Origin of the sequence: Methylobacterium sp. Leaf104 (genome assembly GCF_001422885.1) — a bacterium.
In the GTDB taxonomy this organism is placed as follows: domain Bacteria; phylum Pseudomonadota; class Alphaproteobacteria; order Rhizobiales; family Beijerinckiaceae; genus Methylobacterium.
The window spans coordinates 1-24,502 of sequence record NZ_LMMZ01000023.1 but is presented as its reverse complement, the minus strand read 5'-3'; the positions used below and the strand labels follow the sequence as shown (position 1 = coordinate 24,502).

Genomic DNA, 24,502 nt, shown 5'->3' with positions numbered 1-24,502 from the left:
CGCGGGCGGCATCGGGACGACGGCGGCGATGCAAGCCGCCGGCCGCGTCGCGGGGGGAGGTCCCGCGACGGCGCGGCTTGCCGAGGCGGCGAGCGTCGGGCACAGCACGTATCGCGGATCGCGCCGCGACGGCAACAATCCGGCACCATGCCGGGGGCACAACAATCCGGAGGAGAACCACCGGGCCGCCTTTGCGATCGACCATCGGAATACGGAAACGCCATGACCGCACCCGCCATGACCGCACCCGCCTCGACCGGGACCCGCCGCGCCCTCCTCCTCCATTGCCTCGACGAGGCCATCGCCGCCGCCCACCCGGTGCGGTGCCTCGTGCCCCACCTGCCCGCCCCGGGTCCGGGCCGCCTCATCATCCTGGGAGCCGGCAAGGCCGGCGGCAGCATGGCGGCGGTGGCCAGCCGGTTCTACCGGGAGGAGCACGGCGTCGATCCGAACCGCATCGTCGGCCTCGCGGTCGCCCGCCACGGCTACGGCGAGGAGGCGCCGATGATCCGCATGGTCGAGGCCGGCCACCCGGTGCCGGACCAGGCCGGCATCGACGCGACCATCGACGCCCTGAAGATCGCCGCCGATGCCGGGCCGGACGACGACGTACTGGTGCTCCTCTCCGGCGGCGGCTCGGCCAACTGGATCGCCCCGGCCGGGGAGCTCACCCTCACGGAGAAGCAGGCCATCACCAAGGCCCTGCTGCGCTCCGGCGCGCCGATCAACGAGATCAACGCCGTGCGCAAGCACCTCTCGCGCATCAAGGGCGGCCGCCTCGCCATGATGGCGCGCAACGCGCGCTCGATCCTGACGCTGGCCGTCTCCGACGTGCCGCACGACGACCCGGCCGTGATCGCCTCCGGCCCGACCGTGCCGGATCCGACGACGCTCGCCGATGCCCGCGCGATCTGCGAGCGCCGCGGCATCCCCCTGCCCGAGACCGCCAAGGCGCTCCTGAACGATCCCATCAACGAGACCCCGAAGGCCGGCGACCCCGCCTTCGCCCGGGCCGAGTACCGCATCATCGCCCGTCCGATCGACGCCCTGGAGGCGGCGGCCGCCGCCGCCTCCGCGGCCGGCTACGAGCCGGTGATGCTCGGCCCCGACGTCGAGGGCGAGGCCCGCGAGGTCGCCGCCGAGCATGCCCGCATGGCCCTCGACCTGGCGAAGGCCGGCCGCAAGGTCGCGATCATCTCGGGCGGCGAGCTCACCGTGACCATCCGCGGCGAGGGCCATGGCGGTCCGAACCAGGAATACGCCCTGGCGCTCGCCCTCGCGCTCGACGGCGCGGACGACATCCTCGGCATCGCCGCCGACACCGACGGCACGGATGGCGGCCGCGGCGAGGCCACCGATCCGGCCGGCGGCCTCGTCGACCCGACGACCCTCGCCCGCGCCCGCGCCGCCGGGCTCGATCCCGCCGCGATGCTGGCCGACAACGATTCGACGAAGTTCTTCGCCACCATCGGCGACCTCGTGCAGCCGGGTCCGACACGCACCAATGTCAACGATTGCCGCATCATCCTCGTCGGCTAGGGCGTTCGAACGCCCGATCGGCAGCGCGCGCTTCCGCCCCTGGCACGCGCGCATTCCCCTCGCTGTCCGGCGAGGGGAGGCCGGAAGCGCGCCCGGCTCGGCTGCCGTCCAGACTGGGCAGGACATGCGATCGATCGCACGACCGGCGCCTCACCGCATGGCCGCCGGGCCTCAGGTCTCGCGCGGGCTCGGCGTCTCACGCCCGGCGTCGATCGATCCGCCCAGTACGGCGGCCGGCCCGTGGCGGCTGAGCGTGCCTTCCATCCTCCGGAGGCGCGGGACGGACTTCCTCGCACGCGGCGGCGCCCGGATCTTCCGCTGGAGGCCTGGACTCGCGGGCGTGGCCCTCCTGGCCGTCACGCTGCTCCCCGCCCCCGCCCGCGCCGACCTGCGCATGTGCAACCAGACCGCCAGCAAGGTCGGCATCGCGCTGGGCTACCGCGACCCCCAGGGCTGGGTCACCGAGGGCTGGTGGGACGTGGCGCCGAAGGCCTGCGAGACGCTCCTGAAGGGCTCCCTCGCGGCGCGGTTCTACTACGTCTACGCGGTGGACTACACGCGCGGCGGCGAGTGGAGCGGACGCTCCCTGATGTGCACCAAGGATCGCGAATTCACGATCCGGGGCGTCGAGGACTGCCTCGCGCGCGGCCTCGACCGCAACGGCTTCTACGAGGTCGATACCGGCGAGCAGAAGAGCTGGACGATCCAGCTCACCGACCCGAATCAGCCGCTGACGCCGGCGCCCTGAGGCGCGGCCGGGGCGGGTTCGGGTCCATCCCACGCGGGAGATCCGCCGCCCGTCGGGGCGCCCTCCCCCGCGTCCCGGGACTGGCGCAGTCGATCCGCTCGGAGCGACCACGGCATCGTTGTTCTCGAACCGGGAGCGGACGCTGCGCCTACGACCCGGCATCGCCGGCGAACGGCGTCCTTCTCCAGCCCGAAAGCGGACATCGCCGGCGGAGGGGGTCCGCCGGGGTCTCCCCCGAAGCCGCAAGCGCGTGGCAGGGCGTAGGCTTTGACGAAGGCCCCGATAAACCTCGCGTCCAATGTCACACGGGGCACCCCCGCATCGTCCCTCTCGTGAACCGATCACGTGAGGAGCATGCGATGAGCCACGTCATTCCGGTCCTGGCGGGCCTTCTCGGCGCAGGATTTGTCGGCAACGGCATTTTCATGCTCGCCGCCCCCGAGGCTTGGTACGTCGCGGTGCCGGGCGTGACGTCGACAGGCCCGTTCAATCAGCACTTCCTGCGCGACATCGGTCTGATCTTCGTACTGATCGGGGCGGGATTCGCGTATGGGGCAGTGAGGCCCGGCTCGCGTATGCTGCTCTGGAGCCTGGGCGCGATCTGGCTCTCGGGGCATGCGCTGTTCCACGTCTGGGAGGTTGCGGTGGGCATTTGCGGACCGGAGGTCCTGGCCCGCGACTTCCCTGCAGTGACACTTCCTGCGCTGATCGCGATCGCCCTCAGCGCCTGGTGGTTCCGCCATGCCGACCATCGATGATCCGACCCTCGTTTTCGAGCAGGAGCGGGTGCGGCTCGTGAGGCTTGCCTACCGCATGCTCGGGTCCCTCGGCGAGGCGGAGGACGTCGTGCAGGACGCCTGGCTCCGTTGGCGGCAGGTCGACCATACCGGTGTGGCGTCGGCCGGCGCTTTCCTCTCGCGCACGGTCACGCGGCTCTGCCTCGACGTCATGAAGTCCGCCCGCGCGCGGCGCGAGACCTACTTCGGAACCTGGTTGCCCGAGCCCGTCGCCATGGACCCGGAGGAGGCGTTCGGCGACGACCTGACGCTCACGCTGATGCTGGCCCTGGAGCGGCTGTCGCCGCTGGAGCGGGCGGCGTTCCTCCTGCACGACGTCTTCGCGGTCCCGCTCGCCGAAATCGCGACGACGCTCCGGCGCGAGCCGCCGGCGGTCCGTCAGCTTGCCGCGAGGGCCAGGAAACACGTGCAATCCGAAAGGCTGCGTTTTCCCATCGAGAAGGACGAGGGCGCGCGCATCGCGAAGGCCTTCTTCGAGGCGTCGACGACCGGCGACGTCGCGGCGCTGCGCACCATGCTCGCCGACGCCGTCGTCGTTCATTCCGACGGAGGCGGGAAGGTGCATGCGTTCCCCAGGCCCATCGTCGGAATCGACAAGGTCACGCGCATGTTCGAGGGCGTGGTGCGGAAGGCATGGATCCAGCATGCCCGGAAGCTGCAGGATCTCTGGATCGATGGCCTGCCGGGGTATTTCAGCCTGGAGCCCGGCGGGACGTTCCAGACCGTCGCGCTGGATATCCGGGACGGCCTGATCGTCGGCATCTATTTCACGCGCAACCCGGACAAGCTCCAGCGGATGGCGATGCTGTTCGGAGGGGCGGCGGGAGCGCCGACACCTCACGGAATCTCACCGGCGGGCGATGGCGAGTTCCCTGCGGCAGACGGTTGAGAACCTGCAGAGCGGGTCGAGATCGCCGGCCTGGCGGATGTCCGCGAAGGCGGCGAGATCCTTGTTCGGGGCGAAGTAGGTCTCGCCGATGCGCTGCATGACGCGCTCGGCCTCCTCCAACGTCTCCGGCTCCCCGAAAAGCCGGATCTTGTTGACGATGGCATAGAGGTTCACGAGCTTGGCCGGATCGTCGAGGCCGTGCCGGAAGGCGTCGCCGAACAGGGTCGACGCCTCCCGGATGAACTCTCCGTAGAGCGCTTCCCGGCGTGCGCGGTCCTGGACCAGGAGCGTCGCGCGCTCCTGGCTGTGTTGGGTCAGCCACGTGGTCGCGAAGGAGGCCATCGCGCCTATGGCGGACCCCGCGAGCGCGGAGAGCGCCGAGATGTACGCCGCGTCCATCGGGAAGGGGTCTCAGGCCACGCGCTTCGGCTGCGCCGCCAGCCAGTCGCCGTAGCGCCGCTCCGAGAGCCACGCGGGTCCCGCGGGCGTCAGCCAACGGTCTTCGAGGACCACGCCGAAATACGGCGCCGTGTCGTCCGCGATGACGTCGCGCGTCTCACCGATACCGTCGAAGTGGCGCTTTACTAGCTCGACCATCGGCAATCGCTCGGGACCCGCGATCTCGATCATGCCGTTCCGCGGCGCGGCCAGCGCGGCTTCCGCGACCTTCGAAGCCACGTCGGCCGATGCGATCGGCTGGATCGACGCGGAGGTCACCCGCGCGACGCCGTCGATGACGGCCGCTCCCGCAATCGTGCCGACGAACTCGAAGAACTGCGTGGCGCGGACCAGCGTCCAGGGCACGCCCGCCGAGGCGATCAATTCCTCCTGGGCAAGCTTGGCGCGGAAATAGCCGCTGTCGAGCAGGAGCTCGGTCCCGACCACCGAGAGCGCCACGTGATGCGTGACGCCCGCAGCTTTCTCGGCCGCCGCGAGGTTCCGTCCGGCGCGGACGAAGAAGTCCATCGCCGCGTCATCGGCAAAGGAGGGCGCGTTGGCGACGTCGACGACGACGCCGGCGCCCTGCAACGCCTCCGCGAGGCCGTCGCCCGTGACGGCGTTCACCCCCGTCTTGGGCGAGGCCGCGAGCACCTCGTGGCCGGCGTTCCCCAGGGTGGCGACGACCTGCGATCCTATCAGCCCGGTGCCGCCGATGACCACGATCTTCATGTGACGCTCCTTCTCGATTCCGGTCCGATCGGGACCGTCGTGGTGATGACGAGGCGCGCCCCGCGCCGTGTGACATCGGCGCGGAAGATCGATGCGCCCGACCGGGCCGGGCTAGGATTTGACCGTGTGGGGTGCCCAGGACGGGACGGCGCGCGTTCTCGTGGAAGCGCATCCCCGGGACACATCCCGAGGATGGACGATTTTCGATGCGTCATCCGTGCGGAGCCCCGGTTTCGACGGACGACCGGATCGGCACAGGCCCCCTCAGTAGTCCCAGAACGCGGGAACCCAGCGAAACGCGTCGCCATCGACGGCGACCCGGCCGACGGACGGGAACGGCAGATGCGTCGCGATCAATTGCTCGCCGGTTGCTGCCAGTTCCCGCAGAAGCCGGACGCGAACGCGAGCCGCCTCTTCGGGATCGTGTTCGAAGCCGTTGTGCCAGTCGGGGTGTTCGAACCCGACCGTGAACACGGCGTCGCCGGCGAAGGTCAGCCGGTCGCCGCGGGATGCCATGCGGACGACGCTGTGTCCGGGGGTATGGCCGCCGGTGCGTTGGACGATCACCCCCGGCGCGACCTCGTGCTCCTCGTCGAACAGTCGTAGCTGGCTGCGATATTCCTGCGCGAACCGCCTGGCGGCCGCCCGAAGCGCATCCGGGAACCCCTGCGGCATGTCGACATGGGTGAAGTCGGGGTCTTCCCAGAACCTGACCTCGGCCGCCGCGACGTGAATTCGCAGATCCGGGCGCAGCTGCTCTTTCACCCCGTCGACGAGGAGCCCTCCGACATGGTCCATGTGCATGTGGGTGAGCACCACGTCCGTCACGGACGCGAGATCGATGCCTACGGCCTCCAGCCGTCTCACCAATTGCCCGGCCCGCGGCAGGTTCAGGTTCGGGTCCAGTCCCAACCCGGCGTCGACGAGGATGGTCTGGCCGCCGCTGCGGACCACGACCGCGTTCAGCGACCAGTCGAACGCCTCCGTCGGCAGGAACATGTCGTTCAGCCAAGCCGCCCTTACGGTCTGGTCGACGTTGTGTCCCAACATCTTGGTCGGGAGCGGTAGCACGCCGTCGCTGACGACCAGCACGTCGATCTCACCGATCCGCACCGCGTAGCGCGAGGGCACGAGTTCCTCGCGCCCCCCACTTCGAGGGCCAGCGTATCCCGGATCGCTTCGTCCGGCATCGGCGGGTATCACATTCGTCATCGTCATCCCTTTCGTGGGACGCGCGTGCTTCCGGCTCGTCAGGAGCGCGAAACGCGCGTCAGCCGATGAGGACGAGATCGAGCCGACAGATGTGACATGCGCGGTGAGACGTCGAACGCATCGTCCATGGATGATCGTCGCTCCGCGATAGTCATCCGGAGCAGACGTTCCTCGGGTTCGCAATAGACCGGGAGCAACCTGGACGGCGATGTCTGTTCTGGAGCGTTTTCCGCCCGGAAGCGGACGGGCGAGGAGGCACCGAACCCGGACGTCGATCATCCTCGACAAGGCTGCCGCGAAGCGGACCGTCCGAGGGTCCGCGAAGGGTCGTGTGCGGCTGTCGCGGGGTCGTCCGCTCCGATGCCTCCGCCGTCCAGAAGCGGACAGGCCGGAAGCGACGCCGCGTGGTCGTCGGCCCCAGTCTCGACGACGGTTGCAGGCGGACGTCCTCCGAGCCCGCGACCGGCCGAAGGGGACGCGGGCGTCCGATCCGCCCAGGACTCGACCGCGAAGGGTCTGCAAGCGCGGAGGCGCCTCTCGGTCGCCGCTCGAAAAACATTGACAATATTCCTATTCCGTGCTCTCTTCCCGTCACTCGCCTCCCCCGACGGGAGGCCCGTCGGCGGACCGGGCCGGCGGGTTTGGGAGGAGGAGACGGCGCTCGCGTCGATGGCCCGGTTTCGCCATCGCCCCGAGCCGCGCCGCGCGACGCAGGGTGTTCCGGAGCGGGCCGATCCGTCGGCCCGGCATCTGGGGCACCCCCAGAGAACGGACGGCCCGCCCATTACGAGGCGGGTCCGGGGCCGTGGGCCATGATAAGCCGGCCGCCGGGGCCGTCGATCCCGCGAGGGATCGGGGCACCGGAGGGGGGCTGCCACAAGCCGAGTCGCCGGCGCCGTAGACAGACGCCGTGACGTGACGGGTTCGGGCCTCCGGGGCCGGACCCAGGGACGCCGGGAAACCGGCTTTCATCTTGCTCTCATGGTTTCGCGGCGTCCCGCGTCTCCCCCGATCGAATCCCGCGCCCGAAACGGCGGCGGGGCCGCATACCCGTGTCCGCCGCGATCCGTTCTCCCATCGCCCAGGTTCCTTCTTCCGTCGTCCAGGTCGTTTCTCCCATCTGCTGGCTCCCATGTGCTGGCCGCATCGCGTCCGACCGGGCGTCCGCCGGGCGAGCGCGACGTTCTTGACCTCCCGGCCGCTTCGGTGCTTGTGGCCCTCGCTCGAGATCCGGTCGCTTCGAAGCCGGCGGAGCCCAATCCGGGGATGGAGACTGCCTTGAAACGTTCACGCCGCACGAAGATCATCGCGACCCTGGGGCCGGCCTCCGACACGCCGGAGATGATCGAGAAGCTGTTTCGCGCCGGCGCGGACGTCTTCCGGCTCAACATGAGCCACCTGCCCCGCGAGAAGCTGCCCGAGAAGATCGAGGTCATCCGCACGATCGAGCGCGAGCTGAAGCATCCGATCGCGATCCTCGTCGACCTCCAGGGTCCGAAGCTGCGCGTGGCCGCCTTCGCCGAGGGCGCCGCGATCCTGCAGAACGGCGCCACCTTCGTGCTCGACAGCGACCCGACCCCCGGCGACGTCTCGCGCGTCTACCTGCCCCATCCCGAGATCCTCTCGGCCCTGGAGCCCGGCCACGTCGTCATCATCGACGACGGCAAGCTGCGGCTGACCGTGACCGAGGTGTCCGAGGGCCGCGCGGTGACCCGCGTCGAGGTCGGCGGCCGAATTTCGAATCGCAAGGGCGTCTCCCTGCCCGACACCGTGATCCCCGTCGCCGCCATGACCGAGAAGGACCGCGGCGACCTCGAGGCCGGCCTCGCGGCGGGCGCCGACTGGATCGCCGTCTCCTTCGTGCAGCGTCCCGAGGACGTGGCCGAGGTCAAGAAGGTCGCGGCGGGCCGGGCCCTCATCATGGCCAAGATCGAGAAGCCGCAGGCCCTGACCCGCCTGGAGGAGATCATCGAGATCTCCGACGGCCTGATGGTGGCCCGCGGCGATCTCGGCGTCGAGATGCCCCTGGAGCAGGTGCCCGGCGTGCAGAAGCGCATCACCCGCGCCTCGCGCCGCATGGGCAAGCCGGTGGTGGTCGCGACCCAGATGCTCGAATCGATGATCACCGCTCCGGTGCCGACCCGCGCCGAGGTCTCCGACGTCGCCACCGCGGTCTACGAGGGCGCCGATGCGGTGATGCTCTCGGCCGAGAGCGCCTCCGGCAGCTTCCCGATCGAGGCGATCTCGATGATGAGCCGGATCGCCGAGCAGGTCGAGCGCGACGCTCTGTACTGGACGATCCTGACGGCCCAGCGCTCCGAGCCCGACGCCACCGCCTCCGACGCCATCGCGGCCGCCGCCCACCAGATGGTCGACGCCCTGAACCTCACGGCCATCATGGCCTGGACGCATTCCGGCTCGACCGCCCTGCGCCTCGCCCGATCCCGGCCCAACGCCACGATCATCGCGCTGACGCCGAAGCGCGAGACGGCCCGGCGCCTCGCCCTGTGCTGGGGCACCCACCCGATCGTCACCAAGGATGCCAGCGACGTCGACGACATGGCGTTCCGGGCGGCGAAGTTCGCCGTTCGCGAAAACTTCGCCGAGATCGGCGGGCGCATCATCGTGGTGGCGGGCGTGCCGTTCGGGACGCCCGGCGCGACGAACCTCGTGCGCATCGCCTTCGTCACCCGCGAGCACGCCGCCAAGGCGTGATCCCGCCGGGGCGGTCCGGGCCCACGGCCCGAACCGCCTCAGGGCCTGGGAAGCGATTCGGCGAGGCGCGCGACCTCCTCGACCACGGCCTCGGTCGCGACGGTGTGGACCATGTGGCCGATCCCGGGCAGGACCACGAGCCGGGCGCCCGGGATCAGGCCCGCCAGGGGCCTGGCGTGCCGCTCGGCCGGCACGATCGCATCGCGGTCGCCGGTGACGATGACCGTCGGGGCGGCGATGCGCCCGTAATCGACGCTCTGGCGCTGCAGGGCCTCCGGCAGCGCCATGAGATCCTGCACGTTGGCGAGCATCGTCGCCGGACGCAGGACCAGGGCGGCCCGGCTCGCCTCCAGGTAGCCGGCCGGCGCGTCCTGGGGCCGGAACACCGAGCGGCCCGCGGGCGCGAGGTAGGTGAGCCCGATCGGCGTCGCCACCGTGCGGCTGAGGAGCCAGGTCACCGGCGGCACCAGGGCGAGCCGATAATACCAGGGGAGCGGGCCGAGCGCGGGCAGCGGCATCGCCACCGGCGCGAGGAGGACGAGGCCCGCGACCCGGTCGGGATGATCGAGGGCGAGCGCGGTCGCCAGCGCCCCGGCCCAGGAATGGCCGACGACGAGGGCGGGTCCGACCCCGAGCGCCTTCAGCGCCTCGGCGATCGCCGCGGCCTGGGCCTTCGGCGTCGCCATGGCGCCGCCCGCCAGGCGGTCGCTCCAGCCGAAGCCCGGCCGGTCGAGGGCGACGACGCGAAACCCCTCCGCCGCGAGGCGACGGCCGAGATCCGCCATCGGGTCGGCGGCATTGGCCGAGGCGCCGTGCAGCAGGACGACAGTGCCGCGCGCGGACGGGTTCGGGCCGGCCTGGATCGTGGCGATGCGCCCGCCGGTCACCGACGCGAAGGGGCCTGCCGGCGGATAGCGCGCGTCGATCCGCGCCGCGATCAGCAGGGTGATGCCCGCGGCGACGAGCGCGAGGACGAGCCCACCGGCCAGGAGGCCGGCGATCAGCTTGAGGAGGAGCATGATCGTCTACAGGTCGCGGCCGTCGACGTCCGGCGCCAGGCGGTCGATGGCCTGTTGCAGCCGGTCCATCCGTGGGTACAGCGCGGCCGCCCGGCGGAACGCCTCCAGGGCGCGGCGCTTGTCCTCGAGGGTCTGGTAGATCCGCCCCAGAGCCGCCCAGGCCTCGAAATGGCGCGGCTCCAGCACGAGGGTGCGCTGCAGGTCGGCGATCGCCGCGGTGGGGTCCGACAGCATCCAGAAGACCGTCGCGCGCCGGTTCCAGCCCTCGGACCAGCCGGGCTCCAGGGTCGTGGCCCGGTCCATCAGCTCGACCGCCAGGGGCAGGTCCTGACTGGACATGGCCTGGCGGGCGCGCTCGGTCAGGAGGTCGGCCGTCGCGCTGCCGGACCGCCCGAGCCGCTGCTCGATCAGCCGCGCGACGCCCTTCGCCTCGGCATCGTCCCCGGCCGCCTTGAGGCGCGCGTAGAGATCGTCGAGGCTGAGCGGCTGCACCTTCTTCGGCGGCTGCGGATCGCCTGCCGGCCGCGCATTGGCGGAGGGAGCGAGAACGACGCAGAAAGCCGCGACGAGCGCGGCTTTCAGGCAGGATCGATCGGATGAAGGGCGCGACATGGGCGGAGCTTCCTCGCCTCGGATCGCGACGTCAACGTGCGCGCTTGCCGCGTCTCGCGGCGAAGCGCCCCGTGCGCTTCAGCCCTGACGCGCCTTGAAGCGCTTCTGGGTCTTGTTGATGACGTAGACACGGCCCTTGCGACGCACGAGCTGGTTGTCGCGGTGACGGCCACGCAGGGACTTGAGGGAGTTGCGAATCTTCATCGGTCTCACGTCGGTCGGGAACGAACCCGCCGCCTGTCCATAGGGTCTCGGGAACGAGGCACCTGACGGCGGCCTCGGCGATGTGTCGATGCATCGCGGAAAGGCGGTTGCCATATCAGGATTCGCGTCGGCAAGGCAAGGCGTTCGGGGCCATTCCAAGCGGAAGCTTCGCCGGAAAGTCGTTTCTCGCGCCTCGAAGCTGGGGCAGGGTCGCGGCTTTTACGCTTCCTCGAGCCGGCAGATCAAACGGGGGCCTCATCGAGGCATTCGCGCTTCCGTGACCATTGGCCGGCTTGTCAATCACTTGTAAGCCGATGCGAGAGGCTGCCGATATCCGTCTGTAAAGGATTAGGTTGCTATGCTTTTTCAACGCACGTGGGGCGCGGAGACAGAACCCGTGACGACTAACCTGGAGCAATCCGAGACACCGACCGCGGTCCAGCGGCGGGAAGAGCGTAATCCGACCAACTGGATTGCGACGATCCGATTCCGGGACGGCACCGAGATTCCCTGCAGCGTGAAGGACGTCTCGAAATCCGGCGCGCGGATCTGTGTCGGTGCCAGTCAGGAACTTCCGCCCGTCTTCATGCTGAGGATCATCGGGCGCGATTTCCTTTGCCTCGTCCGGATCGCGTGGCGGCGCGGCGACTTCGTCGGGGTTCGCATCGAACGGGTCGGCAAGGTCCCGCCACCCTCTGCCACGTCCGCACCGACCGCGCCCGCGATCGATCCACCGGCCAACCCCGCGACGCCTGGCGAGGTGGAGGGCGGTGGCATCGGCGTGCGCTCGCGGAAGCGTGGCATCTCTTCGTTCTGAAGCCGCGCCTCGTCACTCCTTGAGGCGACGCTATCCTGCGCGACAAGGAAAAACCCCGCCCTGCATGCGCAGGGCGGGGTTTTTGGTGTTGCGGATGCTGCGCCGAGACGACTCAGGCGGCGCTGCGGTTGCGGGCTTCGCGCTTGGTGTCGACGCCAGACGCTTTGATCTCGGACAGCTTCTGGGCGACGTTGCGCGAGAACACGAACTCGGCCGGACGCTGGTTCTCCAGGCTGACCTCCGGAGCCATCTCGCCCTCGGTCTTAATGCCGCGGAGCGCATGCACCAGGGGCTTCCAGGGCTTCTTCACGGAATCGACCACGGAGGAAGCCTCGTAGCCCGAATGGACCATGCAGTCGGCGCACTTCTCGTAGTTGCCGGTGCCGTAGGAGTCCCAGTCGGTCTCCTCCATCAGCTCCTTGAACGTCGCCGCGTAGCCCTCGCCGAGCAGGTAGCAGGGCTTCTGCCAGCCGAACACCGTCCGGGTCGGATTGCCCCAGGGCGTGCAATGGTAGGTCTGGTTGCCGGCCAGGAAGTCGAGGAACAGTCCCGACTGCTGGAAGGTCCACTTTTCGCGGCCCTTCTCCTTGCCGTGGCGGAACACACCGCGGAACAGCTCCTTCGTCGCCTTGCGGTTCAGGAAGTGCTTCTGGTCGGGCGCCCGCTCATAGGCGTAGCCCGGCGAGACCGTGATTCCGTCGATGCCCATCTTCGTCACGCTGTCGAAGAAGTCGGCGATCTTGTCGGCGGAGGAGTTGTTGAAGAAGGTGCAGTTGATGGTGACGCGGAAGCCCATCTCCTTGGCCTTGGCGATCGCCGCCACTGCCTTGTCGTAGACGCCGCGCTGACACACCGACTGGTCGTGCATTTCCTTGTCGCCATCCAGGTGGATCGACCAAGTGAAATACGGACTCGGCTTGTACTCCTTGATCTTCTTCTCGAGCAGGAGCGCGTTCGTGCAGACGATGGCGAACTTCTTCTGCGCGATGATGCCTTCGACGATCTGGGGCAGATCCTTGTGCAGCAGGGGCTCGCCGCCGGCGATCACGACGACGGGTGCACCGCACTCGCGCACCGATTCCAGCGCGTCCGCGACCGGCAGCCGTTTGTTCAGGATCTCGTCCGGGTAATCGATCTTCCCGCAACCGGCGCAAGCCAGATTGCAGCGGAACAGCGGTTCCATCATCATCACCAGCGGGTAGCGCTTGCGACCGGTGAGGTGCTGCTTCAGGATGTAGCCGCCGATCTTCGCGACGTACCGGATAGGGATGCCCAAGACGCGGCTCCTTGTTGTTGGCCCCGATGTATCGGGCTGCTTAGCGTGAAAAAAGGCCAAATTCCAGCGAGGTAGACTGGAACCAATCCGAAAGACCTCGAATGGGCGCCGTTCGCGCACGTTCTTCCGGCGCTGAAACAATCCGGCCACAGACCAGGACTCCAGACCGTCGAACGGCCGGAGCGCTCCAGCGGCATATAACTCAGCCGAGAGCGCTTATTCCTAATCGGTGACTGCATGCCAGGGCCGCAGCTTGACTGTACGTCGAGTCTGTCGCCAGCGAGCAAAGCCTGGATTCTTCGGTCGTTGCGGTGCGAAATCACACTGTCGGGTGAACCGGTGTTGCGTGGGTGCGGTTGCGTTGCATTACGGCCTCCGGACCGCTAGGTGGGCGGGTCGGTAAAGCAAATTCGTGTGAGCGATGCGATTCGGTCGATCATCTCCGACCCCTTCGCGCCTAGGTTCCTCGCGACCAGGCTCGGGCATTGGATTCGGGATTTGCACCAACAGGTGATAACCGGCGTCACTCGACAGATCGGTTCCCGTTCCGCGGCCCTCACCGTCCGCTACGCCGATGATCCGCGCGGCCGGACGGGAACTGGATCGCTCAGGCAGGTAGGACACTCGTGATCGAACGGCTCGTCGCGTTTTCCGTCCAGCGTCGCTGGTTGGTCATAGCTCTCGTCGCACTCGTCACCGTGGCAAGTGCCGGTGTGGCGGCTCATCTCTTCAAGATCAATACAGACGTCGAGCGGTTGATCGACAAGGATGTGCCCTGGCGCCAGGACGAGATCAATTACGAGAAGGCGTTTCCGCAGCGCACCGGCACCCTCGTGGCGGTGATCGACGGCAAGACGCCCGAGGAGGCGGAGGAAGCGGCCGCCGAATTCTCCGCGGCTCTGGCCAGCCACAAGGACATGATCGAGTCCGTCTATCGCCCGGACGGCGGTGCCTTCTACGAGAAGAACGGCTTCCTGCTGATGTCGCAGGAGGAGTTGACCAAGACCACCGAGAAGCTCGTTCAGCAGCAGGGCCTCCTCGGTCCCCTGGCGGCCGATCCCTCGCTGCGCGGCATCATGCGCGTCCTCGGTCTGGGAGCCCGCGGCATCAAGAGCGGCGACGCCAAGCTCGAAGATCTCGAGCGGCCGATGACCCAGATCGACGCGACCGTGCGCAAGGTGCTGGCAGGCGAGCCCGCGCGGATGTCCTGGCAGATGCTGCTGTCGGACGGACAGACGCAGAGCACCGACCTGCGCAAGTTCGTCATGATCCAGCCGGTGCTGGACTACAATGCCCTTCAGCCAGGTGCGAACGCCACCGAGGTCGTGCGCAAGGTCGCCTCCGATCTCAAGATCAACACCCTGGGTGGCCCTGAATTCGCCGGCGCTCCGCGCATGCGGCTGACTGGCCCGGTGGCCGTGGCCGATGACGAGTTCGCCACCCTCTCCGAGGATGCGCTGCTGAACTACAGCGTCACCGTCGGCGCGATCGTTCTGTTCCTGTGGCTCGCCCTCCGCTCCGCGCCGCTGATCGGTGCGGTCCTGATCACCACCTTCGCGGGACTGATCGTCACGGCCGGCCTCGGCCTTCTCATGGTCGGTGAGCTGAATCCGATCTCGGTGGCGTTCGCCGCGCTCTTCGTCGGGCTCGGTATCGATTTCGGCATCCAGTTCGCGGTCCGCTATCGTGCCGACCGCTTCGAGCAGCCCGATCTTCCCTCGGCCATGCGGGCGGCAGCGCGTGGGGTCGGCTGGTCGCTGACACTGGCGGCCATCTCGCTGATCGCCGGATTCTTCGCGTTCCTGCCGACCGCATTCCGCGGCGTTTCCGAACTCGGTCTGATTGCCGGCGTCGGCATGATCGTGGCCTACCTGTTCGCCCTCACCCTGCTGCCCGCGCTCATCGCGGTGTTCAGGCCGAAGGGAGAGCGCGAGGCCGTCGAGACCACTTGGCTGGCCGGTGTCGATCCGTGGATCATCCGCAACCGCAAGCCGATTCTGATCGGCGTGGGCGTGATCACGCTGGCGGGCATCCCGCTGCTCTTCAAACTGCCCTTCGATTCCAACCCGATGCACCTGCGCAGCCCGAAGGTGGAGTCGATCTCGACCTATCTCGACCTGATCAAGGACCCGGCGACGAGCCCGAACATCATCGACGTGATGGCGCCGTCGGTCGACGCGGTGCCCGGCCTGGCCGACAAGCTGACGAAGCTGAACTCGGTGGCGAAGGTGATTGACATCAACACCTTCGTGCCGCCCGATCAGGATCAGAAGCTCGCGACCATCGCGGAGACCGCTCAGCTCCTGGGTCCGGTGCTGAACCCGGGCCGCAAGCCGCCACCGCCGACCGATGCCGACAACGTCAAGGCGATCAAGGACGCCGTAACGGCCCTGCGGGGCATTGCCTCCAGCTCCAGCGCCCCCGGCGCGAAGGCGGCCGGCGACCTCGCCACCGATCTCGAAAAGCTCGCGGTCGCGCCGGTCGCCACCCGTGAGGCCGCCAGCGTCGCCTTGACCACCGACCTCAAGACGCTGCTCACGCGTCTTTCGGGGCTCCTGAACCCCGAGAAGGTCACGCTCGACAACCTGCCGCCGAAGCTCAAGGCGGAGTGGGTCGCCGCCGATGGACGATCGCGGATCGAGGTCCATCCGAGCGGGGATGCCAACGACAACCGGGTCCTGCGCAACTTCGCGAAGGAGGTGCAGAGCGTCGCGCCCCACGCGACCGGTGCGCCCGTGGCCACGACCTCGTCGAGCTACACCATCCTCGGCGCCTTCCTGCAGGCGGCGGTCACCGCCCTGGTGCTGATCTTCATCATCCTCTCCGTGGCCCTGCGCAAGCCGTGGGACGTGGCGATGACCCTCGGCCCGCTGGTCCTGGCGACCCTGTGGACCCTGATGGCCCTGCACATCGTCGGGATGCCGCTGAACTTCGCCAACATCATCGCGATGCCGCTGATGCTGGCCGTCGGTGTGGCCTTCCACATCTACTACGTCATCGCCTGGCGGGCCGGCGTCACGGACATGCTGGCATCCAGCCTGACCCGAGCGATCTTCTTCTCGGCGCTGACCACCGGCACCGCCTTCGGCTCGCTGGTGCTCTCCAGCCATCCAGGGACCGCCAGCATGGGCAAGCTCCTCGCGCTGTCGCTGTTCTTCACCCTGGTGGCTGCGTTCTTCGTGGTTCCGGCCTTCCTCGGTCCGCCGCCGAAGCATCCCGACCCGAAGCGTCCCGAGGGCGATGCAGCCCTGCCGCCGACGGCACGGGCCCCCGTCGCTGAAGCGGTGCCGGCCAAGTAGGCCACCGCTCCCAGCGCATTTATGAGAACGGGCGCGGGCCGAGTCCGCGCCCGTTCTCATGTCGGGAGGCCGATCAGACCCGAGGCTCGCTCAGGCGGTCAGGTCAGAAAATCCGAGAAGCCGCCACGCGGAATGCCGGTAACGGCCGCACGGCTTTCAGGTGCGAGCAGCGCGTCCAGCTCGGCCGCATAGGCGTAGCCCGGTGCCTCGCCCGGGAAACCGCCTCCGGTCGCCGGGTGGGTATAGAGCTCGGTGATGCCGTCCGGCAGATGCGCCAGAAGGCTCGCCACCCGGGCCGGCGTCATCGCGCCCGACCAAGCGAGGCCGAGGGTTCGATCGGGGATCAGGAGTCCGGCCTGGCGCGCCCGCACTGCGAGCAGAGCTGCCCAGGGCGCCGTGTCCAGGGCCGCCTTCGCGCGGGTGCCCGGTTCGGCCGCACGCAGCACCGCACGGGTTTCGCGGGGCACGCGGATCGCTCGCATGCCGTGCCGCCCGCCGGCGGCGAGGACCAGTCCGGCGATCAGCGGATGCACGTGGAAATGCTTGTGGGCGTTGACATGGTCGAGGGGTAGCCCCGTCGCCTCGTAGGCCCGGAACTGCGCCTCGATCTCGGCGGCGAGCTGGCGCCGCGCCGAGCCTTTCAGGGCGAGGTCGAGGCCGAGGCGTCCCATGTCGCTGCGGATGAGGCCGTCCGGCCCGACGAGATCCGGCAACTCGGCCGGCGGCAAGGTCGGCCAAGCCTCCACCATCACGAGGTGGAGGCCCACTCGCAGGGACGGCAGGCGCTTGGCTCGTGCCACCGCATCGGCGGCGGCCGGCGCCGAGACCATCAGGCTCGCGGCGGTGAGGATACCGTCGCGGTGAGCCTGTTCCACCGCCTCGTTGACCTCGAGGCTCAGACCGAAATCATCGGCCGTGACAACCAATCGCTTCACGTCGCGGCTCCGGCTGGCGGGGGCATACCGTCCCGTTGAAAGAGAATTCTCCCCCGAAACGCGAAACGGCCGGGCTTGCCAGCCCGGCCGCTTCACAGGGACTTGGCGTCGCGCTCAGGCGGCGGCGCTGGTCTGGCGCTCCTTGAGGAAGCGATAGAACTCCACGCCCTCGCGCAGGCGGCGCTTCATCATGTCGGGCGACCGGACCATCTCGGAGACGATCGAGGCGATCTTCGGCGCGCGGAAGTAGAACTTCTTGTAGAACTCCTCGACGGCCGCGAAGATTTCCGTGTGCGACAGGTGCGGGTAGTGCAGCGGCGCGATCTGAACGCCGTTCTCATCCACCAGTTCGGCATTCTCGACGTCGAGCCAGCCGTTCTCGACGGCCTGCTTGTAGAGGAACGTGCCGGGATAGGGCGCAGCCAGCGAGACCTGGATCGTGTGCGGGTTGATGCGCTTGGCGAAGGCGATCGTCTCCTGGATCGTCTCCTTCGTCTCGCCCGGGAGGCCGACGATGAAGGTCCCATGGATGGCGATACCGAGCTCGTGGCAGTCCTTGGTGAACTTCTCGGCCACCTCGACGCGCATGCCCTTCTTGATGTTGTTCAGGATCTTCTGGTTGCCGGACTCGTAGCCGACCAGGAGCAGGCGCAGGCCGTTGTCCTTGAGGACCTTCAGGGTCTCGCGGGGCACGTTCGCCTTGGCGTTGCACGACCAGGTCACGCCGAGCTTACCGAGCTCGCGGGCGATCTCCTCGGCGCGCGGCAGGTTGTCGGTGAAGGTGTCGTCGTCGAAGAAGAACTCCTTCGTCTGCGGGAATTCCTTCAAGCAGTACTTGATCTCCTCGATCACGTGCGCGACCGAGCGGGTGCGGTAGGTGTGACCGCCGACCGTCTGCGGCCAGAGGCAGAAGGTGCAGCGCGACTTGCAGCCACGGCCCGAGTAGAACGAGATGTAGGGGTGCTTCAGGTAGCCGATGAAGTACTTCTCCATCTCGAGGTCGCGCTTGTAGACCGACGTCACGAACGGAAGCTGGTCCATGTCCGTCATGATCTCGCGGTCCTCGTTATGGACCACGACGCCGTTGGCATCACGATAGGACAGCCCCTTGATCTCGGACATCGGCGTGCCGTCGGCGACTTCCTTGACGGTGAAGTCGAACTCGTTGCGGGCGCAGAAATCGATGCAGGGGGCCTGCGCCATGGAGCCGGCGGCATCCACCGCCACCTTCGCGCCGATCAGACCGGCGATGAGCTTCGGATTGGCGGCCTTCAGCGCCTCGACGGTCTTCACGTCGGACTTGAACGACGGCACCGAGGTGTGGAGCACGACGAGGTCGAAGTCGTGCGCCTGGGCGACGATCTCTTCGAGCTTGATGTTGTGCGGAGGCGCGTCGATGAGCTTGGAGTTCGGCACGAGCGCGGCCGGCTGCGCGAGCCAGGTCGGGTACCAGAACGACTTGATCTCGCGCTTGGCCTGGTAGCGGGAACCGGCGCCGCCGTCGAAGCCGTCGAAGGTGGGAGCCTGCAGGAAAAGGGTGCGCATGGGGTTCAAGGCCTCAGCGAGATCTAGGGAAAGGTGAAACGAGGGTCGAGGCGAAGATCAGAGCGACGATGCACCAGCATCGCGGCCGAGCGTCGTCTCGGGGATCAAGGTGCCGTCCGCAACCACGCGATAATCATGGCCCTTCCATGTCACCGCACCTGAGACGAAGCTCCAGGTGAAGTTCATGAAGGAGAGGATGTCGCGAATCGGCAACAGCCAGTAGGGGTGCGGGGCGAGACCGAAAGCCCGCTCCAGGCGGACGCACAGGACGATGCGACAGGCCAGCGCGAAGGCCGCCACCGCCAGGGCCGTGGTGCCGGCGCCGGGAATCAGGGCGCCGATCAGGGCGAGCGGGAAGGCATGCGTGACGAAGGACCCGGCATAGCCCGCCGGATCGACGTTGCGGATGGTGCGGTTCCAGCGCAGCTCGTGAGTCCAGAGGCTGGCCAGGTCGGTGTCGACGCAGGTGTGGCCGATCGTGAAGCTCGGGATCGCCACGAGTCCGCCCTGGGCGCGCAGGGCCTCGCCGATCGCATAGTCGTCGGCGAGATCGTCCCGGAACGTCTCGAACCCGCCGATTGCCGCGAGGGCAGTCGCGCTGAACGCAATGGTGGAGCCGAAGCAGGGATTGGCGAGGCCGAGGGAGGTGCCCATCACGACGTTCGGCAGGAACTGGACGTCGATGGCGAGCGCCGAGAGATGGGCCCAGATGCCCCGATGCGCCGGCACGCCGTGGTAGAGGCAGGTGACACCGTTGACGCCGGGCCGCCTCAGGGTGGCGACCACGCGCCCGAGATAGTCGGGCTTCACCACCATGTCGCTGTCGGCGAGTACGATCACCTCATGGGCGATGCGGGCCGACATGTTGATGAGATTCGAGACCTTTCGGTTCGAACCGTGCTGGCGGGCATCGATCACGAGATCGAGCCGCGCGGCCGGATAGACCTCCTGGAGGCGGCGGACCACGGCGATCGCCGGGTCGGCGGCGTTCTGGACGCCGAAGACGATCTGTACCGGACCCGGATAGGCCTGCTGGCAGAAGGTCTCGAGGTTCTCGTAGAGGTTCGGCTCGATACCGCAGAGCGGCTTCAGGATCGTCACCGACGGCGCCTCGGCCCCGAGCACCGGCTCAGCTTTCCGCGCGAACCGGCCCGCGAGGGCGGCTGCGGTCAGGCCGTAGAGGCAGCCGACCAGGGCGATCAGTGGCAGGAGGTGCGAGAGCCAGGTCAGGTCCATGAAGGGCATCGCTCGGTCACGGGTCTCGTGAGAGTGCCGCGGTAGCAAGCGGCGCGAATCGCAACGGGTCGGAAGAGGAACAAAGTCCGGGGTGTCTGGCCGGACTCTAAGGCGCTGGTTTGGCGGCGAGCATCCCCGTGGTGCGATCGCGCATGAATGTCAGCAGGCCGTCCGCGCCGCCGGTCTTCAGCGGTTCGGCGAAGCTGCCGCGCAGGCTCGCCACCTCGCTGACATTGCCGTTCAGATAGACGTCCTGCACGCGGTTGCCGGGACCCACCAGGAAGTCGACCTGGGATGTGTCGCCATCCTTGTTGGCGACTTCCGTCTGGACGACCCGGTTGGGGCCGCGGGCCTCGCTCTGCGGCTTCACGGTGAACTTGCCGCCGGCCGCCTGGGCGAGGCGCGTGGCGTAGGTCGCGGTGAAGTAGCGGCCGAAGGCCTCCGTCAGGGCGCCCTGCTGCTCGGGCGTGAAGGTCTTCCACTTCGGTCCGGCGGCGAGGCGGATCATGGCCGGGAAATCGAAGGTCTCGCTCAGGGTCGAGCCGATGCTCGCCGCGCGGGCTCCGACATCCTTCGGAGCCTCCTTCAGGGCCGACTCGAAGGTCGTGTAGACCTTCGTGACGGAATCGACGGCCGGATCGTCCGCCGCGCGAGCGGCCGGGCTCAGGTGCAGCAGCCCGATGACGAGGCCGGCGAGAACGACGCGATTCAGGCGCACTTCTTGAGGTCTCCCAGATCGGTCTCGACCCGGGCGCGGCCGCCGAAATCGTTGGCGAGCACCGGGACGAGAAGGTCGTGGCGCAGAACGGGCTCGCTTCGGATCTCGGGCACCACCGCGGGCGCCGCGGCATCGCTGCCCTCGAGGGCGTGCCACGCGAAGAGACCGGGGACACCGACGAGGAGGTCGGCCAGACGCTTGACCAGCGAGAGAGCCAGGGCCGCCTCGGCCGGGATGCCGAAGATGGCGCAGAGCGCGATCAACCCGCCCTCCTGGGCTCCGAGGGCGCCCGGAACGGCGAAGGCCGCACCGCGAACCGCCTGGGCCAGGCTCTCGATCACCACCGCCTCGACGATGCTGACAGGGTATCCCATGAAGTGCAGGGCGACGTAGACCTCGATCGTGCCGATGAACCAGCCGACGAGATGGATGCCGAGGCCGCCGGCGACGCGGCCGCGATGGCCGTAGAGGCGCTTCAGGCTGTCGTAGAGCACGTCGATGGCGCCGAGCGCCCGCCACTCGCGCGAGCCGGCGAAGCGGCTGACGAGAGCCTGGATGACCTTGTGTCCGCTGCGGCGCTGGATGAGGTAGAAGGCGCCGAGGGCGGGGGCCGCCAGGGCGAGGCCGCCCGCGACGGTCCGGACGATGGGGCCGTCGCCGGCGATCCAAACGAGGAGCAGCACGCCCGCCACGGTGAACAGGAACTGGGTGACCGCCTGGGTCATCAGGTCGACGAACATGCTGGCTCCGGCGACGCCACCCGGGACGCCGCGCTTGGTCAGCAGGCGGGCACCGACGAAATCGCCGCCGACCTGGGCGACCGGCAGGAGCGTGTTGATGCCCTCCCGCACGAAGCGCAGCGTCATGCAGTCCCACAGGGTCGGACGCGCCATCTTCGGGAAGATCACGTACCAGCCGAGGCCGGCCCAGGCCACCGCGAAGCCGCGGGCGACGACCACGATCAGGGCGCCCCAACCGGCGCTGACCACGGCAGCCGCGACGTCTTCCAGTCCCGAGGACAGGAACAGGCCGACGACCGTGCAGAGGCCGACGATCAGGGCCAGTGTCGTGAGACGTTTCATGGGCCCCTTTCGGCCAACAGCACAGCGGGTCTGAGCTTAGATCCGCCGTGTTTCCGACCGGAAAAAACCGTCGGAAACGGTGAACGTCTCCGGAAGTTGCAGCTTTGGGAACCGTTGTCTATCACCCCGGAGACACAGTCAGAACCAAAGCGGCACAGGGCGGAAGGCCCGCGAATCAGCCGTCGGGGCGGACAGGGGAACGGATTTAGATGGACCGCGAATCACACATCACGGCCGGCGAGGTCGTGCACGATGACGCGCAGGCGGAGCGCTATGCCGGGAGCGTCTACGGAGCGACCCGGGATCCCGCCCCGAGCTCCCCGGTCATGGCTTGGAACGAGTGGGATCCGCTGGAGGAGGTCATCGTCGGAAGTCTCGACGGTGCGACCATTCCGACACACCACCTGACGGTGATCTTCAACCTTCCGCGAGCGGCGCAGCCGTTCTATCGCTTCGCTTCGGGTTTTCGCTACCCGCAGTTCATGAAGAAGCTCGCCCAGAAGGAGCTCGACAACTTCATCTCGATCCTCGCCGGCGAGGGTGTGAAGATCCGCCGTCCCGATTCCCTCGACTTCTCGCGCAAGTACAAGGCGCCGCGCTGGTCCTCGCGCGGTTTCTGCGTCGCCTGCCCCCGCGATCCGTACCTGGTGATCGGCGACGAGATCATCGAGAGTCCGATGTGCTGGCGTTCGCGCTACTTCGAGGGCGACGCCTACCGCTCACTGTTCAAGGAATATTTCCGCAACGGTGCGCGCTGGACGTCGGCGCCGCGGCCGCAGCTGACGGACGAGCTCTACAACTACGACTACCGGGTGCCGAACCTGAAGGCCGGCGAGCCGATGCAGTTCACCGTCAACGAGTTCGAGCCGGTCTTCGATGCCGCTGACTTCGTCCGGTGCGGCCGCGACATCTTCGTGACGCGCTCCAACGTGACGAACCTGATGGGCATCGAGTGGCTGCGCCGCCATCTCGGCTCCGGCTTCCGGGTCCATGAGATCGAGAGCCGCTGCCCGCAGCCGATGCACATCGACTCGTCGTTCATGCCGCTGGCCCCGGGCAAGGTCCTGGTGAACCCGGACTACATCGACGTCGAGAGGCTTCCCGCCGTGCTGAAGAAGTGGGACGTGTTGATCGCCCCCCGTCCCGACCCCGTCGAGGGCTTCATGAGCAAGATCTCGATGTGCTCGCCCTGGACCTCGATCAACGTGCTGGCGCTCGACGAGAAGAAGATCGTCGTCGACGCGAGCCAGCCGACCCTGATCAAGGCGCTCAAGGATTGGGGCTTCGATCCCATCCCGGCGCCGTTCCTGTCCTACGGTCCGTTCGGCGGCTCGTTCCACTGCGCCACCCTCGACGTCCGTCGGCGGGGCACGCTGAAGTCGTATTTCTAGGACCGTCTCGACCGTCGTTCGAAGGAAGAGGGGCGCCGCGATCGGCGCCCCTCTTTTTCGTGGCGCCCGCGGGTCTAGCGGGCGGTTGCGTAGAGGGAGGCGCCTGCGGAGACGGGTGCGGTGATGGTGGAGAAGACGGAGAGGACCTTCTGGACCTCGGTNCGCCCGCGGGTCTAGCGGGCGGTTGCGTAGAGGGAGGCGCCTGCGGAGACGGGTGCGGTGATGGTGGAGAAGACGGAGAGGACCTTCTGGACCTCGGTGAAGGGGGCGTTGGAGACGTAGACGAGGTCGCGGTTGCGCATGCGGAAGGCCTGGGTCAGGAACAGGCTGTTGGGGTCGCGCATGTTGATGCGGTAGACCACCGGCACCAGGGGGGTGCCCAGCAGCGGGCTGCCGGGCTTGAGGCGGCGCACCACCGCGGCGGGCTCGAAGCGGAAGATGAAGGTGCCGGARGGGTCGGCCTGGAAGTCGGACAGGCCGCGCGCCTTGGCSAGSGCCTGGGCGAGCGTGATGCCCTCGGCCTGGAACGGGATCTCGGTGGAGTTGCCCAGCGCGCCCACCGCCAGGAAGGTCTGGGGATCGCGCACCAGGGTCAGGGTGTCGCCCGGGCGCAGGAAGATGTTCTCGGCCGGGTTCGACACCACCGTGGTCAGCGGCACCGTGGCGGTCTGCGGGCCGCGCGAGAGGCGCACGAAGGTCTCGTTGACCGGTGCGCGCACGCCGCCGGCGGTGGCCACCACGTCGAGCAGGCGGTCGCCCTTGCCCGAGAGCGGCACGCGCCCGCCGCCCGTGGCCTCGCCCGTGACGGTCACGGTCTGGGAGACCGCCTTGGTGACCGAGACCAGGACCTGGGGCTGGATCGCCTTGCCGGCGAGTTCGGTCTCGATCAGCGCCTGCACGTCCTGGGGCCGGCGTCCGGCCACCTGGATGCGCCCGGCATAGGGCACGCTGATGGCCCCRTCGCGGGGCACCACCTGCTCGGGGATGAGGGCGGACTTGGAGCCGGCCGAGAAGCGGTCGGCCACCAGCGGCCCGGAGAACAGGCCGCCCGAGCCGGCTTCCCAGACCGAGATCGCCACGTAGTCGCCCACCCCGATCACGGGCTCGAGSGAGGGGCGCCGGTCGCCGAAGGAGGCCAGCAGGCTGTCCAGCGCCCGCCCGCGCAGGGCCTCGATGGTGGCCGAAGACAGGTCCACGATCTCGTAGCGCGCGAACGTGCCCTCGCTCGTCGAGATGTCGGCCCCCTCCACAACCGCACCCGTCGTCGGGCCGGCCGCAGGAAGCAGCGACGAGCAGCC

21 protein-coding genes are annotated in these 24,502 nt (G+C 68.5%); 8 read left to right on the top strand and 13 right to left on the bottom strand.

The window, feature by feature from the left end:
* Positions 1–222 precede the first annotated feature (222 nt).
* The 4 genes from ASF49_RS12670 (at position 223) to ASF49_RS12655 (ending at position 3,973) form a co-directional block, all read left to right on the top strand.
* Positions 223–1,539 (top strand): glycerate kinase type-2 family protein, encoded by a 1,317-nt coding sequence (locus ASF49_RS12670; protein WP_056473259.1) that lies wholly within the window; start codon positions 223–225, stop codon positions 1,537–1,539.
* A gap of 340 nt (positions 1,540–1,879) precedes the next feature.
* Entirely contained in the window at positions 1,880–2,287 is a 408-nt protein-coding gene (locus tag ASF49_RS12665) for a DUF1036 domain-containing protein (protein WP_335338464.1), read from the top strand.
* 359 nt (positions 2,288–2,646) lie between these two features.
* Positions 2,647–3,045, top strand: coding sequence for a hypothetical protein (locus ASF49_RS12660; RefSeq protein ID WP_056473258.1), 399 nt, complete (start codon positions 2,647–2,649; stop codon positions 3,043–3,045).
* Positions 3,029–3,973: a sigma-70 family RNA polymerase sigma factor gene (locus ASF49_RS12655; protein WP_082511227.1), complete on the top strand. Its 945-nt coding sequence runs from the start codon at positions 3,029–3,031 to the stop codon at positions 3,971–3,973. The genes ASF49_RS12660 and ASF49_RS12655 overlap by 17 nt, the downstream gene beginning before the upstream one ends.
* Here ASF49_RS12655 and ASF49_RS12650 read toward each other — a convergent pair.
* From ASF49_RS12650 to ASF49_RS12640, 3 genes are all read right to left on the bottom strand, one after another.
* A complete protein-coding gene (locus ASF49_RS12650) occupies positions 3,932–4,372 on the bottom strand; it encodes a hypothetical protein (protein WP_056473256.1) in 441 nt (146 codons plus the stop codon). The two genes, ASF49_RS12655 and ASF49_RS12650, sit on opposite strands and share 42 nt — an antisense overlap.
* Positions 4,373–4,384: 12 nt before the next feature.
* Entirely contained in the window at positions 4,385–5,143 is a 759-nt protein-coding gene (locus ASF49_RS12645; RefSeq protein WP_056473254.1) for an SDR family oxidoreductase, read from the bottom strand.
* A 264-nt stretch (positions 5,144–5,407) separates the two neighbouring features.
* Complete coding sequence (locus tag ASF49_RS12640) at positions 5,408–6,361, bottom strand: MBL fold metallo-hydrolase (RefSeq protein ID WP_082511225.1); 954 nt, start codon at positions 6,359–6,361, stop codon at positions 5,408–5,410.
* Between the two features lie 1,272 nt (positions 6,362–7,633).
* On the opposite strand from ASF49_RS12640, the gene pyk reads away from it, so the two are divergent.
* On the top strand, positions 7,634–9,070 hold the full coding sequence (gene pyk / locus ASF49_RS12635) for a pyruvate kinase (protein ID WP_056474299.1): 1,437 nt from the start codon (positions 7,634–7,636) through the stop codon (positions 9,068–9,070).
* 38 nt (positions 9,071–9,108) lie between these two features.
* On the opposite strand, the gene ASF49_RS12630 is transcribed toward pyk, so the two are convergent.
* The 3 genes from ASF49_RS12630 to ykgO all read right to left on the bottom strand — a co-directional run bounded on the left by ASF49_RS12630 (position 9,109) and on the right by ykgO (position 10,905).
* Positions 9,109–10,089: an alpha/beta fold hydrolase gene (locus ASF49_RS12630; protein WP_056473252.1), complete on the bottom strand. Its 981-nt coding sequence runs from the start codon at positions 10,087–10,089 to the stop codon at positions 9,109–9,111.
* Positions 10,090–10,095: 6 nt separating this feature from the next.
* Positions 10,096–10,701 carry a tetratricopeptide repeat protein gene (locus ASF49_RS12625; protein ID WP_056473251.1) on the bottom strand — a complete coding sequence of 202 codons (606 nt, stop codon included), beginning with the start codon at positions 10,699–10,701 and terminating at the stop codon, positions 10,096–10,098.
* A 78-nt stretch (positions 10,702–10,779) separates the two neighbouring features.
* Positions 10,780–10,905, bottom strand: a complete 126-nt coding sequence (ykgO, locus tag ASF49_RS12620; RefSeq protein ID WP_003601867.1) for a type B 50S ribosomal protein L36 — start codon at positions 10,903–10,905, stop codon at positions 10,780–10,782.
* A gap of 397 nt (positions 10,906–11,302) precedes the next feature.
* Between ykgO and ASF49_RS12615 the strand changes: the two genes are divergently transcribed.
* A complete protein-coding gene (locus tag ASF49_RS12615; protein WP_056473249.1) occupies positions 11,303–11,722 on the top strand; it encodes a PilZ domain-containing protein in 420 nt (139 codons plus the stop codon).
* A gap of 112 nt (positions 11,723–11,834) precedes the next feature.
* Here ASF49_RS12615 and hpnH read toward each other — a convergent pair whose 3' ends face one another.
* The gene (gene hpnH / locus ASF49_RS12610; protein ID WP_055951783.1) at positions 11,835–12,998 is read right to left on the bottom strand and encodes an adenosyl-hopene transferase HpnH; all 1,164 of its coding nucleotides are present in this window, start codon (positions 12,996–12,998) and stop codon (positions 11,835–11,837) included.
* Positions 12,999–13,624: 626 nt separating this feature from the next.
* Between hpnH and ASF49_RS12605 the strand changes: the two genes are divergently transcribed.
* Positions 13,625–16,297, top strand: a complete 2,673-nt coding sequence (locus ASF49_RS12605) for an MMPL family transporter (protein ID WP_056473247.1) — start codon at positions 13,625–13,627, stop codon at positions 16,295–16,297.
* A 98-nt stretch (positions 16,298–16,395) separates the two neighbouring features.
* Here the strand turns inward: ASF49_RS12605 and hpnK are convergent, their stop codons facing one another.
* The 5 genes from hpnK to ASF49_RS12580 all read right to left on the bottom strand — a co-directional run bounded on the left by hpnK (position 16,396) and on the right by ASF49_RS12580 (position 21,813).
* The gene (hpnK, locus tag ASF49_RS12600; protein ID WP_056473245.1) at positions 16,396–17,232 is read right to left on the bottom strand and encodes a hopanoid biosynthesis-associated protein HpnK; all 837 of its coding nucleotides are present in this window, start codon (positions 17,230–17,232) and stop codon (positions 16,396–16,398) included.
* Between the two features lie 114 nt (positions 17,233–17,346).
* Positions 17,347–18,777 carry a hopanoid biosynthesis associated radical SAM protein HpnJ gene (gene hpnJ / locus ASF49_RS12595; protein WP_056473242.1) on the bottom strand — a complete coding sequence of 477 codons (1,431 nt, stop codon included), beginning with the start codon at positions 18,775–18,777 and terminating at the stop codon, positions 17,347–17,349.
* A 57-nt stretch (positions 18,778–18,834) separates the two neighbouring features.
* On the bottom strand, positions 18,835–20,013 hold the full coding sequence (gene hpnI / locus ASF49_RS12590; RefSeq protein ID WP_056474296.1) for a bacteriohopanetetrol glucosamine biosynthesis glycosyltransferase HpnI: 1,179 nt from the start codon (positions 20,011–20,013) through the stop codon (positions 18,835–18,837).
* 106 nt (positions 20,014–20,119) lie between these two features.
* Positions 20,120–20,731, bottom strand: a complete 612-nt coding sequence (locus ASF49_RS12585; protein WP_056473239.1) for an MlaC/ttg2D family ABC transporter substrate-binding protein — start codon at positions 20,729–20,731, stop codon at positions 20,120–20,122.
* Positions 20,722–21,813 carry a flippase-like domain-containing protein gene (locus ASF49_RS12580; RefSeq protein ID WP_082511223.1) on the bottom strand — a complete coding sequence of 364 codons (1,092 nt, stop codon included), beginning with the start codon at positions 21,811–21,813 and terminating at the stop codon, positions 20,722–20,724. The genes ASF49_RS12585 and ASF49_RS12580 overlap by 10 nt, the downstream gene beginning before the upstream one ends.
* Positions 21,814–22,022: 209 nt before the next feature.
* Between ASF49_RS12580 and ASF49_RS12575 the strand changes: the two genes are divergently transcribed.
* Complete coding sequence (locus ASF49_RS12575; RefSeq protein WP_056473235.1) at positions 22,023–23,204, top strand: hypothetical protein; 1,182 nt, start codon at positions 22,023–22,025, stop codon at positions 23,202–23,204.
* A gap of 173 nt (positions 23,205–23,377) precedes the next feature.
* Here ASF49_RS12575 and ASF49_RS12570 read toward each other — a convergent pair whose 3' ends face one another.
* Positions 23,378–24,490: a polysaccharide biosynthesis/export family protein gene (locus ASF49_RS12570; protein WP_082511221.1), complete on the bottom strand. Its 1,113-nt coding sequence runs from the start codon at positions 24,488–24,490 to the stop codon at positions 23,378–23,380.
* Positions 24,491–24,502 lie beyond the last annotated feature (12 nt).